Origin of the sequence: Ponticaulis koreensis DSM 19734 (genome assembly GCF_000420665.1) — a bacterium.
GTDB lineage: Bacteria > Pseudomonadota > Alphaproteobacteria > Caulobacterales > Hyphomonadaceae > Ponticaulis > Ponticaulis koreensis.
Map to the genome: position 1 here is coordinate 50,478 of NZ_ATVJ01000001.1, position 13,455 is coordinate 63,932.

The window sequence follows — 13,455 nt, forward strand, 5'->3', positions numbered from 1 at the left end:
TGCATAAAGCGCATCAAAAAAACCATTGAGTGCAATGCGAGGGACGTTTTTGAGCGGCGAGGGAAAAATGTTGTCTGTTGAACTGGATCAAATTGATAAGAACATTCTTGAACTGGTTCAGAATGATGCGAGCCTGTCCGTCGCGGACATCGCTGAAAAGGTTGGCCTCTCTTCTTCACCATGCTGGCGCCGCATCAAACGGATGGAAGAGCAAGGCGTCATCCAACGCCGCGTGACGGTTCTCGACCGCAATGCACTGGGGCTGAACTTCGAAGTCGTCGCTTCGGTCAAACTTCAGCTCCCGAACCGTGAGAACCTCGAACAATTTGAGAAAGCCATTGAAGGCTGGCCAGAAGTTGTAGAATGCATGACCGTAACAGGCGCTGTGGACTACATTATCCGCGTTCTGACGCTCGACATGCACGCTTATGACGACTTCCTGCGCGACAAGCTTCTGTCACTCGGCCTGGTGTCAGATGTTCAGTCCCGCATCATCGTACGTGTCTCCAAACGAACCACAGCTGTTCCGCTATCGCTCGTTGAAGACGCACCGGCTTCCGGTTCAAAGTAAGCCGTCACCGTCTACGGCAAACCCGACATTCTGCACGCCCGCACTGCGCGACTGATCCACTGAGTGAATAACCAGCTGGTTTCGCGCCTGCGGGTGCGCCTGGACAATCACGCTGATATCCGGATTTTCCGCCACGGCCCGTTCAACGCGGGCGCAAATGCCCTTAATATCGGTCAGGCAATAACCGTTATTCCAGAGCGAATAGACATAACTCGCAAACTGTGCAGGCTCCTGTATTGGTCTTGCTCTTGCCTCATAGCCGACATGATCGGCGGCAAAAGCTCAGACATACAAAAGCATAAGGTCACGGGGACGACGCATGTTGCCAGCTATCAAACCAATCAGAACCACCAGCCTTGCAGGCCTGACACTTAGCGCGAGCCTGATCGCGCTGTCAGCAGGCGCCGAGCCAAACCCTGTCCTGTCCTCCACCAGCTACTTCACCAGCGAGGGGCGCACGGAAGCGAGCCTGCTCGATCTTCAGACCCTGAACGTCAATGTCAGCCTCAATGGCGGCTTTGCCGAAACGACCGTTCTTGCCGAGTTTATGAACCCGAGCGAGGAGACCCTCGAAGGCAATTTCACGCTCGACATGCCAGCGGGCGCCATCCTCACCGGCTATGGCCTCGATATTAACGGCGCCATCCGCGACGGCGTGATCGTCGAGAAACTCCAGGCTGAACGGGTATTCAATGAGCGTATTCGACAGCGCGTCGATCCGGGCCTTGCCGAAGTCAGTCGCACGAATGCCTTTGAGACGCGCGTTTTCCCGATCATGCCGGGGCAAACCCGCCAGATTTCGGTGACCTTCGTCACACCCGTCAGTGACGACCAGCCATACCGCCTGCCGTTGGAAGCAGGCGAAGATACCGTCAACGCGACGATCACAGTCGATGGCGACATCACCCTTGCCGATGTCAGCATGCCTGGCGAACTGGAAGCGCAATGGGATGCACGCAATGACCGCGCTCTACTGGCAACCGAGAACCTGCCCCTGAACGGAGACCTGCTCGTCACGCCGGCAAGCGTGGAACTGGTCAGCGTCAGCCGTCACTCTAACGGCCAGCATTTCGTTGCGATTGATCTGCCATCAGAAACCGCCAGCACACCGTTCAGCCCTGCTTCTGTTCGCGTGCTCTGGGATACATCCCTCTCGAATGAGGACAGTTCTGAACAGGCGCTGGATTTCTTCTCCTATCTGTTCTTCGAACTTCGCCCTTTCTCGCTGGAACTGGTACCATTTGCACGCGGCCTGCGTGATAGCGGACGCGTCGATATGCGTCCTGAACCAGAAGAGCTACGTCACTTCGTTTCGGAGATCGACTTTGATGGCGCAACCGACCTGCAGGCCATTTTCGCGGCCGAGGCAGAGCGCCCGCGCGTAGACGTCTGCTTCCTCGTAACTGACGGACGGATCACTTTCGGAGATATGCCGGATGTGCAACTTCCGTGTCAGCTTCACGTCGTCAGCGCCTCACCCGAAGCTGATGATGGCGCACTCAGCCTGCTCGCCGAACGCGGCGGCGGCCATTATCTCGATCTTGCCGAAATCGGCCCTCAACGCGCAGAAGCCCGCCTCTCTCAATCCGTCATGTCGCCCCGGCGTTTTCTCGTCGATGGCCGGGACGTCATGGACGAAGCCGAATGGATTGATGATGGCGACCGGTTCCGCCTGTTTGCACCTATCCGCAGAAACGCAACCAATGTCGTCGCCGAGATCGGTGGCCGGGTCATTTCACAATCCATCTTACCTGCTAACGCCCCGGAAAACAGCGGCGCTGGCTCTTTCTGGGCACGCGAGCTGATAACGACGCTTCGTGCTACCGGCGCCAGCCGCGCCGATATTGTGGATGCGAGCCAGGAATTCTCAGTCGTCACAGATGAGACTTCGCTCCTCGTTCTGGAGACGATCGAAGATTATGTGAACAACGACATCAACCTGCCGGAGGACAGCTTCAGCAAGGATGAGCAGGAGCGATATACCGTGCTTCTGGATGCGCATATTGATCGCATGGAACGGGAACAAGCCGACCGCATCGAAAATGTTGTCGATTATTGGCAGCGTCAGGTCTCCTGGTATGAAGCAAAGTTCGACACGGAAGACGACAGCAGCAACGGCGCTGAATACGAACGTGAAGTCCTTTATCTGGATGACATGGTTCCACCACCGCCGCCACCTCCTCCGCCACCGCCGCCTCCTCCGCCACCTCCGCGTCTGTACGGGGCCCTTCCGTCTCCTGTGTTTGACGAAACACTGCAGGAGTCAGAAGAAATCGTGGTGACAGGATCGGCCGCACCAGCACCTCCACCGAACCCGCTGGCGGAGCCAACCCAGCTTGATCAGGGACGAAGCGGATCAGGTGCGGCATCTTTTGTGGAGATCGAGCGCTGGACACCGAACCGGCCTTACCTGGAAGCCGCCGAAGGCATGTGCGCTGATGAGCTTTACGAGGTCTATCTGCGTGAGCGCGCAGAATATGGTTCACTGCCAAGCTATTTCCTCGAATTTGCGGATCTGTTCGAACAGTGCGGCGACATTCGCCGTGCAACTGAGACCGCGCTGACAGCTCTTGAGCTTTCAACATCCAATCACGGCACGCTGACGGCCGTCGGCCAACGCCTGATGCGCTATGGAGATATCGACCGCGCGGTCGACCTGTTCCGCCGCGTGACCGACATTGACCCATCTCGTCCGCAGCCATGGCGTGATCTGGCGCTTGCGCTGGATGCGAGCGCTGATCTGCCCGGCCTCAGCGAAGCCGAACGACGTGCGCGCCTGAGCGAAGCGCTGGAGCATCTGAACCACGTCATCTCCTCGCCGTGGAGCTGGTATTATGACGGTATTGAGGGCATCTCCGTGCTGGAGGCGAACCGCGTACTCGACCGCCTGCAGACCGCTGGCGGCAATGGCGAGCTACCAAGCGAGGCGCTTGAAGGCGACATGCCGGTCGATCTGCGCATCGTCGTGGGCTGGAATGTCGATGAGGTCGACATGGACCTCTGGGTGACCGACCCGCGCGGCGAGCGTGTTTATTACGGAAACAATCTGTCTGCCATTGGCGGGCGAATTTCCAATGACATGACAGACGGCTACGGACCGGAGGAGTTCATGCTGCGCAATGCCATTCCGGGCGTCTATACGGTGGAGATGGATTATTTTTCAACGGATGTTGTGAACCCGAATGGCGCCGTCGCGATCAATGCCGAGCTCTGGCAAAACTACGGCACACCGGACGAACGCGTCCAGCGCGTCGAGCTTGAGTTTGACGATGTCGATCAGTCGGAATATCTCGTCGCGACCATCACCGTAGAAGGCGACGACTAGACCTCAATGACCGTACTGAAACCGACATTCCGGCCGGCACGTTTTGAAGATGTGCCGGCTATTCTGGACCTGATCGTGAAGGGCGCACCGGGCGATGAAGTCCGCGTTGAGAATTCACCCAAAGCGGCTTATCGCGCCGCATTTGATGCCATAGAACGCGATGACAACCAGATGCTGTTCGTCGGCGAACTGGCCGAACGCGGCGTCGTCTCCACCATGCAACTCATCTTCATCCCGACGCTGGTCAATGGCGGCAGCTGGCGCATGGAAATGGAAAGCGTGCACGTCAATCCAGACTGCCGCGGCCATAGCATTGGCAGGCAGATGGTTGATCTGGCGGTTTCAATTGCGAAAGAGCGCGGCTGCAATCTCATCCAGCTGACCAGCAACAAACAAAGGCCCGACGCGCACCGCTTTTATGAGCGTTACGGCTTTGCCCGCTCTCATGAAGGCTTCAAGCTCTATCTCTGATCCGGATTGGCATAGCGTTCGCTGATCGCCGCCATCTCATCCAGACTGAATTGCACTGAAGGCCGCCTCGGCCTGAACGACCAGGCGAGAAATGCGCCAAACAATAGCAGTATGACGACTGGTGCTGCGGCTGCGCCCATGCGGTCCGGCACTTCAGTCAGAAGCAGAAACCCCATCACTGCCGCGAACAGAAAAGCGAGTACGCCGGTCACAAAATAGATCCACGCATAGGTTTTCGGCTGCCCGTAATCGACCTTCACATCAGGGCGTGCGGTTTTCAGCACGGCGCAAATACCGCGAAGCATGCCGTAATAGCCAGTCCGGATAGAGTTATCTGTGCCCATACCGATAGGCACTGTGATATTCAGCGCATAGCTGTCACCATTGCCGTCTTTCAGGTCAAACCCGTAAAAATCGACGGTCTTCACACGTGATGTCCAATACCGGGCTGAGCTGAGATCAACCCATCTCAGGATTTTGCTGCTGCCGTCTTTATCGATGCGCAAACCATCCTGATCCCAGTGAACGGTTTGCTTTCCGGAGAGCGCGGCGGGTGCGTATTCATAGCGTGTCATTCAGCGAGAATAACGCAATTCATACAACCTTACATCATCCGTTTCGGGGAGATGTCAGCCTGTGACAGAAATCGCCTCTTCATAGGCTTCACTGGCTTCCAGCCATTCCGCTTCAGCGGCTTCGGCAAGATCGGTTTGCTCAGCGCGCTCTTTCATCAATGCCTTCATTCGTTCCGAGGAAAGGTTTGGCTGAACCAGTTCTTCATCAATCGCCGCCACACGTGAATTGGCTTTCTCGAGACGCTTCTCGGCCGCGTCGGCTTTCTTCTTCAGCGGCGCTGCCGCCTTGCGTGCATCAGCTGCCTTCTGGCGTTGAGCGGCTTTATCGACCTTCTCAACTGGCTGTTCGACGATAACCTCTTCCTTAGGTGCAGGCGCTTTGGAGGTTTTTGACTGATCGCGGTCGGCCGCCATAACGAGCTTCTTATAGTCGTTCAGATCGCCATCATATTCACGGGCCTTGCCATCCTTTACCAGCCAGAGCTGGTCGGCAGTGCCTTCGGCCAGATAAACATCGTGGGTGATGAGCAGAACAGCGCCGCGATAATCGTTCAGCGCGTAGATCAGCGCTTCGCGGCTATCAATATCAAGGTGAGAGGTCGGCTCGTCGAGGATAAGAATGTGCGGCTCAGTCATGGCCATCAGGCCCATCAGCAGGCGCACTTTCTCGCCGCCGGACAGCTTCTCAACCTTGGTTTCGACCTTCTCTACCGAGAAGCCTAGCTGGGCCGCTTTGGCGCGCACCTTGGCTGGCAGAGTGCCTTTCGGCATGGCGCGTTGCACGTGGTCGTAAACCGTCTCACCGAGGCTGAGTTCATCCATCTGATCCTGGCTGAAATAGCCGATACGGATAGAGCCCGGTGCCTTGCGCTCGCCGTCCATAAGCTGAAGCTTTTGCGCAATGGTTTTAACAAGCGTCGTCTTGCCCTGCCCGTTCGTACCGACAATGGCGATACGGTCGTCAGGGTCTACACGCAGATCGACTTCAGTCAGAATGACCGCATTCTCTCCATACCCACAGCTGGCACCACGTAGCTCCAGCAAAGGCGGCGCAAGCTGGGCTTCCGGCGCCGTGAAATGAAACGGCACGGTCCGCTCCGAAACCGGAATGGCGATGTCCTTCATCTTCTCTATCATTTTGATGCGAGACTGGGCCTGCGTTGCCTTGGACGCCTTGGCACGGAACCGGTCGACAAAGCTCTGAAGGTGGGCGCGTTCCGCGTCCTGCTTCTTCTTCATCGCTTCCAGCTGGGCGTATTTGATCGCACGCATGCGCAGATAGTCGTCATAGCCGCCGGTTGTGAGCTCAAGTTTTTTATGATCAAGCGCCAGCGTGTGCGTCACGCAGGCGTTCAGCATTTCACGGTCGTGGCTAACGAGTATCACCGTATTCGGATAGGCCCGAAGATAGTTTTCCAGCCAGGCAGCACCTTCAAGGTCGAGATAGTTGGTCGGCTCGTCGAGCAACAGCACGTCGGGCTGGGCAAACAGAACGCCCGCAATAGCCGCACGCATCCGCCAGCCACCGGAGAATTCTTTGGATGCGCGGTGCAAATCTTCCGGCGTGAAGCCAAGGCCCATCAGAACTTCGCTGGCGCGCGCCTCACCCGACCATGCATCAATGTCCAGAAGGCGTTCATGGATTTCACCGATACGATCCGGATCGGTCGCCGTTTCAGATTCCGTCATCAGCGCATGGCGCTCGGCATCTGCCTTCAAAACGACTTCCAGAATGGTCTCGTCGGTCGGCGCAACCTCCTGAGCGACCCAACCGAGCGTCGCCCCCTCATTGAAGCGGATGGATTCATCCTTGCCTTCACGATCGTGCGCCTCACGGATTAGCCCGAGCAGCGTCGACTTGCCTGTACCATTACGCCCGACAAGGCCGACCTTCCAGCCTTTCGCAAGCTGTGCGGACGCCTCCTCGAACAGGGTGCGTGTACCAAAAGCGAAGGTGAGGTCTGTGATCGTTAGCATGGGCGGGGTGTGCCACGCCGCGCATTAAAGTCAATCACTCAGCACGGGCTAAACAGGGTCTTCGTCGTGATATTCGAACCGATCCATCAGATGGTGTTCGGTTTCGTGCACTTCCCGCTCTTCTTCACCTGCTTCTTGATTGCGGTCAGACTGAGAAATGAAGCCGAGCGAGCCGTCTGCATTAGTTGTGCAGGCTGCCATCATGAGCGCCAGAAGTGTTGCCGAAATCGTCTTCATATCAAACTCCCGTTTTATGCGCCCACCCTGACATGAAACCAGAGCGCGGCCAAATCACGCTGCGAGCTTGTCTGGAAGGCCCGGTAGCCAGACCAGAAGCCCCACAGCGCCGAGCTCCATCAGGAAGACTGCGAAGGCTGTCTCCACCATGCCGTGCTCAACGAAAGGCGCCAGAATGGCTGTACCACCGGCAACCGCTGCAAAGAGCGCCAGCACCAATAGAGACGATGCGCGATCATCCTGTCCGCCGCCTGCAATAATCGCACGTAGAAAGCCGGGCGGCCCCCTGATACCGAGTGCCAGGTTCAAAGGTGCGAACAAAGCTGCGACGACCAAAGGCTCGTGCCCGCCACTCAACGCATAAAGCAGGATCAGCAGGGCAGCGATCATTGAGATGAATGTGCCGAGCCAGATGACTTTTTCCGCGCCGAACCGGTCGACGAAATAGCTCGTCGAGTTGCTCGCGATAATGAAGCAGGCAACGCCCGCGCATTGCATGATGATGAAATGGGTCATGCTTCCGCCCCATGCCCGCACGAAGATGGCTGGCGCACTGAAGACCAGCACGATCAGCCCGCCAACGCATAGCGCCTGTGACAGCGAATACCTCAGATAGACCTTCGACTTCAGGAGCGAGAGATAACTGCCACGATTGCCCTCGCTATTTGAGCGCGGAATCCATTTCCCGACAAAGAACACAACCGCCGCAACGGCAGCGCCAATCACCGTCAGAATATAAAAGCTCAGCGTCCAGCCACCAATGTCGAGAAGCCAGTAGCCGATGATTGGCCCCATCGCCGGCGCAAGCGCTTCAAGGCTGGAGAAGATACCCAGCGCGCGGGTTGCGCCTTTTTCGGAAAAGAGCTGACGCATAATGCCTGGCGCAATCACCGTAGACCCGGCTGCGAAAATGCCCTGAAACACGCGTAGAATGACAAGCGGCCAGATGGCGGTGACCTGCGTCGCCATAAAGGAGGACAGGCCAAACCCGACCATCGCGACGATCAGAATGTGCGGTCTGCGAAAACGCCAGGTAATCGCGCCAAACAGCAAGAGGCCCAGCGCATGCCCGCCAATAAACGCCGCGAGAATATACTGCGTCTCCGTTGCGGTGCCATTCAGTATCTCCGGAAGCTCCGGAACCGCAGGCAGCACGAGATCGGTCGCCATGAAACCGGCGAGCGATGCGAAAAGAAGAATACCGCAGACAAATATGCGAACAGAGAGGCTCATTGTGTCGCCATTCGCTCAGCGCGAGGCAAAAGACAACAGTCCGCATGCAATCGGCTGCAAATCTTTTTCAAACTATCTGCAGGCAGACACAGGGAAGATTAGTTCCAGTCTGGCAGATTTGGGATTGCATGAATGAAAGACAGCGCCTCCTCACTGAAGGCGGTTTTGGTCGGCGCGAACGCATTCGGGTCGTCAAAACTCGCCGTATAAAGATCTATCTGATCCGTCCGCGAGTTCGACATGTAGGCAATCTGCGACCCGCATTTCTTGCAGAAAAGGCGTTCGGCCTTTTCAGAATGCGCATAGCTGGCCGGCGTATCACCCGTCCAGCGAACGCTATCGCGAGAGAAGCCAACAAATGCGGTAAACGGCGAAGACGTTGCGCGCCGGCAGCTTTCGCAATGGCATATGGCGCTCCAGATCGGGTCGCCTTCGACTTCAAACGATAATGCGCCGCACAGGCACTGTCCCTTGGCCATGGATCGCTCCCTGTAATCCGGGTTCAGCGCCAGTCTTACCGCAAATTCTTAATCTGCTGAAAATGCCGCTTGCTCTGAGTACGCTTTCCCTTAGGTTAGCGTGCTCTATTCACCTGAGTACTCCATGTTTTCGTTTTTCAAGAAAAAGAAAAAGAGCGATACGCGACAGCGCCGACCTATGGCGAAAGGTCCGTTAAAGCTCGTTCGTTTCTCTGACACGAAGATGGCAGCAGCTCAGGAGCAGCTCACAGACGGATACGTCGCAACCGGTGCCTTCGGCATTCCCGATCTTCTGAAGACGTATCGCAAACTTCAAAGCGACCATGCGGATATGAAAGTCGTCACCAGCCTTGATGACTTTCAGGCGTCTTACACCTCATACCATGCAGCCGAGCGCTACGGCCTGAATGATACCGGCGAGGTGGATGCATCGCTGGCACCCGCCGACCATTTCGATGAGACGGGTGAGTATCTCGGCGAGATGAATGCGCCTGAAGAATTCCCCATCCGCGAAGCCAATTTCCGCCGCCAGCTTGTGACAATGTCATTTGATGAGGTGAGCGCCCGTCTGCGGACAAACACAGAGCTGACGCTATGGGACGAGTACTGGAAAGACGTATCGACCTACGCCAAAAAACTCGATGGCATTAGTGTGTTCAATCTGGCGCCCGTTCGCCATGCCTATGAAACACTCATCGCCTTTCCGAACGGCTATTTCGGACCGGACGGGCCTGAAGGCGACCTCAACCCGTTCGAAAATCACGAGCTGGCCCGTCATCTGGAAGAGCGCGCGGGGCTTACCCTGTTCGGCATTGGCTCGGCCTATCTCGCCTTCACCTGGGAGGGAGATGTGACGGACATCATGCTGGACACGCTGACGTCTATCTGCGCCATTCCGGGCGATGCTGGTTTCCGGTCAAAACTGAAAGCAGACATGGCAAAGCGAGGCTATGTGCTCGTCACCTATCACGGCAGCTAGGCAGCCTGCATTGGCCAGCTGATCCTTTGCATAGCAAGCATTCGTTTATAGGCAGGCCGGTTGCGGGTCGCCTCGACAATCTTACCGAGATTTTTCCATCGCCACATCGGCATGCCGGTAACAGCGCTCCAGCGGGCAAGCTCGGTCAGATAGATATCGAGCGCGGTGAACCCGACGGACAGGAATGTGCCGTCTGACACGTTGGAATCCAGATAATCACACTGGGTGACCATGCGGTCGGCGGCACGCTCACGAACCCAGTCCTGATCATCTGCAAACCGCCCCCACCGCTCAGGCCACATGAATTCCATCAACGTCGCCTTGGCCGATGTCGTCAGGTAGAACAGCCATTGCATGAAGCGGGAATATTCATTTGACCCGTAGGCGGGCATCAGATGCGCCGCTTCCGGCTTTGCCAACAGGTGCATGATGATAGCGCCAGTCTCAAAGACGACGCTGGAACCGTCTTCCAACGCAGGGATACGACCTGACAGCTTGAAATTCGCTTCGGGGTGATGATCGAGATGCACGTCATCGACACCTGATGGCAGCGCCTTCAGGCTGTAAGGCAAACCCGCTTCTTCCAGCACCGCATGCGGTATGGAAGCCGTGGACCCGTAGATGTAATGCAGCACGAGTGCCATCTGCCTATCCCCTTGCACGCTACCGAAATCCGGCCAGTGCACGGGTAAAAGTTTACCATTGAAAAATTAATGCCTCAGATCACTCCGATTGAAAATTTGACGCTTTCCCTCACGGAAAGGCGGGCACAAAAAAAGCGGACGATCGCTCGTCCGCTCATTCGTATCAGAAGGCGTGAGACCTTAGTCTTTCGCACGTTCCATATAAGTGGAATCTTCTGTGTTCACGACAACACGTGTGCCAGCATCAATGTGCGGAGGCACCATTACGCGAACGCCAATGTCAGTCATCGCAGGCTTGTAAGAAGAAGACGCTGTCTGGCCTTTAACAACCGGCTCTGTCTCAGTGATTTCGACCGTGATGCTCTTAGGCAGTGTGATGGACACCGGCTCGCCGTTGAACATCTGCAGGATGCAGGTCATGTTTTCCTGCAGGAATGGTGCGCTGTCGCCAAGCATCGTGCCAGATACGTAGACCTGCTCGAATGTCTCAGGGTGCATGAAGACGTAGTTATCGCCATCCATGTAGAGATATGTGTGATCGACTTCCTCAACGAATGCTTTTTCCAGCTTTTCCTGAGTCTTCGTCGTGATTACAGACTTGATGCCATCAGAAATGCGGCGCATCTCGATAGTGGTGGTCGGTGTACCTTTACCCGGACGGAAAGATTCTGCTTTCAGAACGACGTAAAGTTGCCCATCCGTGTGTTCAATAATGTTTCCCTTGCGAATATTCGCTGCGACTTCAACGGCCATGAGGTTTTCCCGTGTTGCCCGCTAAGGGGCTGGTGGTGTAGAGCGCTCCGGTAACGGAGCAGCAGGTCTGGCCACCGCCATACCGTCTTAAGGCGCTTTCGCCAAGCTCCCAGTTGAGTAATTCGTTTTGAAGCGGAGCACGCGCAAATGACAGGTGATCCATTCTGGCATCCGGATCGTCATGCAGACCGCCGCCCATTCCTGACTGCGCGCCGAACGGTCAAACGCGCTCTGGAAGACTGGTTTGAAGATGAAGGTTTCACTCAGGTCGAGTGTTCTGCGCTGCAAACCTCGCCCGGAAACGAAACCCATCTCCAGGCCTTCAAAACAGATTATCGCGATGACACAGGCGCCCAGAAGCCGCTTTATCTCCACACTTCGCCAGAGTTTTCCTGCAAAAAGCTTTTAAGTGCGGGCGAAACGCAGATCGTTGATTTTGCCCGTGTTTATCGCAATGGCGAGGTCAGCCCGCTCCATTCACCCGAGTTCACCATGATCGAGTGGTACCGCACAGGCGCGTCTCTTGAGGACGTCATCAAAGATACAGTCGAGCTTTGCCGGACCGCGGCCAAGACCATGCGGACAAAGGTGTTTGAATGGAAAGGTCGGGTATGTGACCCGTTCATTCCGGTCGAGCTTCTGTCTTTGTCAGATGCGTTTCTCGTCTTTGCCCATATCGATTTGGAACTCGTACTCGACGACCGTGATCTGTTCGCAGATTTCGCGATTGAGGCCGGCATTGGCATTTCAAAAGATGCGAGCTGGTCTGATATTTTCTCGGCTGTTCTGGTGTCCAAAATCGAACCGAAACTTGGAAACGGCCAACTTACCGTGCTCTATCGCTACCCGATCTGTGAAGCAGCGCTTGCACGCGCCTGCGAAGACGATCCGCGCTTTGCTGACCGGTTTGAACTCTATGCCTGCGGTATCGAACTCGCGAACGGCTTTCACGAGCTCACCGATCCGGAAGAGCAACGCGCACGTTTTGAAGACGACATGGCGCTGAAAGAAAAGCTCTATGGCGAGCGTTACCCGCTCGACGAAGACTTCCTGAAAGCGCTTGAAACCATGCCAGATGCCAGCGGCGTGGCGCTCGGCTTTGAACGTATCGCGATGCTCGCAGCAAAAGCACCAAGCGTGCATCATATGATCTGGACACCTTTCGAGGCATGAGCTCACGCCCGCTCTCCTCACCTGTCGCGCTAGCCAGTGCCGGACTGGTCTCTGACGAGGAAGCAGACGCGCTGAAACCTGTTGCGGACCGTTACGCCATCGCGGTGACGCCGTTTCTGGCAAACCGTATCGAACGTGACGACCCATCTGACCCCATCGCGCGTATGTTCGTCCCCTCACCTGCCGAGTTGGTGCGCCTGCCAGAGGAGCTGAACGACCCGATTGGCGATGAGAGCCATTCACCGGTTGCCGGTATCGTCCACCGCTACCCGAACCGGGTTTTGCTGAAGCCTGTCGCAGTCTGCCCTGTATACTGCCGCTTTTGCTTTCGCCGCGAAATGGTCGGGCCAGACCTTGGCGACACGCTCACGCCAGCGGAACTCGACGCCGCGCTCAATTATGTTCGAAGCCAGCCGGAGGTAAAGGAAGTCATCCTGACAGGCGGCGATCCGTTCATGCTGTCGGCCAAACGCGCGCGTTCCCTCACTGACGCGATTGCAGATATTCCGCACGTCAAAATCATTCGCTGGCACACGCGCATGCCGGTCGCCGACCCTGCTCGCATTACTCCGGAATTTATCGACGGATTAAAAGCTGATGGCGTCGCGACCTATGTCTCAATCCATATCAATCATATGCAAGAACTGTCAGACGAAACCAAAGCCGCAGCCCGCCTGATGGCAGATGCGGGCATCGCTCTCGTGTCTCAGACCGTTCTGCTCAACGGTATCAACAATTCGGTTGCGGCGCTGTCTAACCTGTTCGAAGCACTCACAGAAAACCTGATCCGCCCTTACTATTTGCACCATCCAGACCTTGCCCCCGGCACATCGCATTTTCGTGTGAGCGTAGACGAAGGCCGCGCCCTTTACGATGCGGTTCGCGACCGCGTCAGCGGATTGTCTGTGCCACGCTATGTCATCGACATTCCGGGCGGCGTCTCCAAAGCTAATGCCGCTCAGTCCGACCTGCGCGAGACGCCAGATGGCCCGGCTCTGCGCGGCCGTGACGGTAAACTTCATCCCTATAAGATCTGAC

General features: G+C 56.4%; 14 protein-coding genes. 6 read left to right on the top strand and 8 right to left on the bottom strand.

The genetic code is table 11. The features are described 5' to 3' along the window. Nucleotides 1-67 precede the first annotated feature (67 nt). The gene (locus G523_RS0100280; RefSeq protein WP_022693008.1) at nucleotides 68-571 is read left to right on the top strand and encodes an Lrp/AsnC family transcriptional regulator; all 504 of its coding nucleotides are present in this window, start codon (nucleotides 68-70) and stop codon (nucleotides 569-571) included. On the opposite strand, the gene G523_RS20760 is transcribed toward G523_RS0100280, so the two are convergent. Beyond that, nucleotides 563-706 (bottom strand): hypothetical protein, encoded by a 144-nt coding sequence (locus G523_RS20760; protein ID WP_022693009.1) that lies wholly within the window; start codon nucleotides 704-706, stop codon nucleotides 563-565. The genes G523_RS0100280 and G523_RS20760 overlap by 9 nt on opposite strands. A gap of 184 nt (nucleotides 707-890) precedes the next feature. Between G523_RS20760 and G523_RS0100290 the strand changes: the two genes are divergently transcribed. Together G523_RS0100290 and G523_RS0100295 are read left to right on the top strand one after the other, a co-directional pair. Continuing rightward, entirely contained in the window at nucleotides 891-3,896 is a 3,006-nt protein-coding gene (locus tag G523_RS0100290; protein ID WP_022693010.1) for a VIT domain-containing protein, read from the top strand. Between the two features lie 6 nt (nucleotides 3,897-3,902). Further along, the gene (locus tag G523_RS0100295) at nucleotides 3,903-4,367 is read left to right on the top strand and encodes a GNAT family N-acetyltransferase (protein ID WP_022693011.1); all 465 of its coding nucleotides are present in this window, start codon (nucleotides 3,903-3,905) and stop codon (nucleotides 4,365-4,367) included. Here the strand turns inward: G523_RS0100295 and G523_RS0100300 are convergent. From G523_RS0100300 to G523_RS0100320, 5 genes are all read right to left on the bottom strand, one after another. Beyond that, the gene (locus G523_RS0100300; RefSeq protein ID WP_022693012.1) at nucleotides 4,358-4,942 is read right to left on the bottom strand and encodes a hypothetical protein; all 585 of its coding nucleotides are present in this window, start codon (nucleotides 4,940-4,942) and stop codon (nucleotides 4,358-4,360) included. The two genes, G523_RS0100295 and G523_RS0100300, sit on opposite strands and share 10 nt — an antisense overlap. Before the next feature lie 54 nt (nucleotides 4,943-4,996). Continuing rightward, entirely contained in the window at nucleotides 4,997-6,919 is a 1,923-nt protein-coding gene (locus G523_RS0100305; protein WP_022693013.1) for an ABC-F family ATP-binding cassette domain-containing protein, read from the bottom strand. Nucleotides 6,920-6,967: 48 nt separating this feature from the next. Continuing rightward, nucleotides 6,968-7,156, bottom strand: a complete 189-nt coding sequence (locus tag G523_RS0100310) for a hypothetical protein (protein ID WP_022693014.1) — start codon at nucleotides 7,154-7,156, stop codon at nucleotides 6,968-6,970. Between the two features lie 54 nt (nucleotides 7,157-7,210). Then, on the bottom strand, nucleotides 7,211-8,389 hold the full coding sequence (locus G523_RS0100315; RefSeq protein ID WP_022693015.1) for an MFS transporter: 1,179 nt from the start codon (nucleotides 8,387-8,389) through the stop codon (nucleotides 7,211-7,213). Between the two features lie 98 nt (nucleotides 8,390-8,487). After that, entirely contained in the window at nucleotides 8,488-8,868 is a 381-nt protein-coding gene (locus G523_RS0100320) for a GFA family protein (protein ID WP_022693016.1), read from the bottom strand. 124 nt (nucleotides 8,869-8,992) lie between these two features. Here G523_RS0100320 and G523_RS0100325 point away from each other — a divergent pair, with 124 nt between their 5' ends. Beyond that, nucleotides 8,993-9,847, top strand: coding sequence for a hypothetical protein (locus G523_RS0100325; RefSeq protein ID WP_155802548.1), 855 nt, complete (start codon nucleotides 8,993-8,995; stop codon nucleotides 9,845-9,847). Here the strand turns inward: G523_RS0100325 and G523_RS0100330 are convergent. Together G523_RS0100330 and efp are read right to left on the bottom strand one after the other, a co-directional pair. Beyond that, nucleotides 9,844-10,491: a glutathione S-transferase family protein gene (locus tag G523_RS0100330; RefSeq protein WP_022693018.1), complete on the bottom strand. Its 648-nt coding sequence runs from the start codon at nucleotides 10,489-10,491 to the stop codon at nucleotides 9,844-9,846. The two genes, G523_RS0100325 and G523_RS0100330, sit on opposite strands and share 4 nt — an antisense overlap. Before the next feature lie 180 nt (nucleotides 10,492-10,671). Then, complete coding sequence (gene efp, locus G523_RS0100335; RefSeq protein ID WP_022693019.1) at nucleotides 10,672-11,244, bottom strand: elongation factor P; 573 nt, start codon at nucleotides 11,242-11,244, stop codon at nucleotides 10,672-10,674. A 147-nt stretch (nucleotides 11,245-11,391) separates the two neighbouring features. Here efp and epmA point away from each other — a divergent pair, with 147 nt between their 5' ends. After that, nucleotides 11,392-12,417: an EF-P lysine aminoacylase EpmA gene (gene epmA, locus G523_RS0100340; RefSeq protein WP_022693020.1), complete on the top strand. Its 1,026-nt coding sequence runs from the start codon at nucleotides 11,392-11,394 to the stop codon at nucleotides 12,415-12,417. Further along, nucleotides 12,414-13,454, top strand: a complete 1,041-nt coding sequence (locus G523_RS0100345) for a lysine-2,3-aminomutase-like protein (protein WP_027441318.1) — start codon at nucleotides 12,414-12,416, stop codon at nucleotides 13,452-13,454. Before epmA ends, G523_RS0100345 begins: the two co-directional genes overlap by 4 nt. Nucleotide 13,455: the final 1 nt, after the last annotated feature.

Bases quoted from the DNA above. Each gene is read 5' to 3' on its own strand.
- epmA (WP_022693020.1), top strand. From the start codon at position 11,392: ATGACAGGTGATCCATTCTGGCATCCGGATCGTCATGCAGACCGCCGC.
- G523_RS0100290 (WP_022693010.1), top strand. From the start codon at position 891: ATGTTGCCAGCTATCAAACCAATCAGAACCACCAGCCTTGCAGGCCTG.
- G523_RS0100330 (WP_022693018.1), bottom strand. From the start codon at position 10,491: ATGGCACTCGTGCTGCATTACATCTACGGGTCCACGGCTTCCATACCG.
- G523_RS0100280 (WP_022693008.1), top strand. From the start codon at position 68: ATGTTGTCTGTTGAACTGGATCAAATTGATAAGAACATTCTTGAACTG.
- G523_RS0100315 (WP_022693015.1), bottom strand. From the start codon at position 8,389: ATGAGCCTCTCTGTTCGCATATTTGTCTGCGGTATTCTTCTTTTCGCA.
- G523_RS0100295 (WP_022693011.1), top strand. From the start codon at position 3,903: ATGACCGTACTGAAACCGACATTCCGGCCGGCACGTTTTGAAGATGTG.
- G523_RS0100325 (WP_155802548.1), top strand. From the start codon at position 8,993: ATGTTTTCGTTTTTCAAGAAAAAGAAAAAGAGCGATACGCGACAGCGC.
- G523_RS0100300 (WP_022693012.1), bottom strand. From the start codon at position 4,942: ATGACACGCTATGAATACGCACCCGCCGCGCTCTCCGGAAAGCAAACC.
- G523_RS0100305 (WP_022693013.1), bottom strand. From the start codon at position 6,919: ATGCTAACGATCACAGACCTCACCTTCGCTTTTGGTACACGCACCCTG.
- G523_RS0100310 (WP_022693014.1), bottom strand. From the start codon at position 7,156: ATGAAGACGATTTCGGCAACACTTCTGGCGCTCATGATGGCAGCCTGC.
- G523_RS0100345 (WP_027441318.1), top strand. From the start codon at position 12,414: ATGAGCTCACGCCCGCTCTCCTCACCTGTCGCGCTAGCCAGTGCCGGA.
- efp (WP_022693019.1), bottom strand. From the start codon at position 11,244: ATGGCCGTTGAAGTCGCAGCGAATATTCGCAAGGGAAACATTATTGAA.
- G523_RS0100320 (WP_022693016.1), bottom strand. From the start codon at position 8,868: ATGGCCAAGGGACAGTGCCTGTGCGGCGCATTATCGTTTGAAGTCGAA.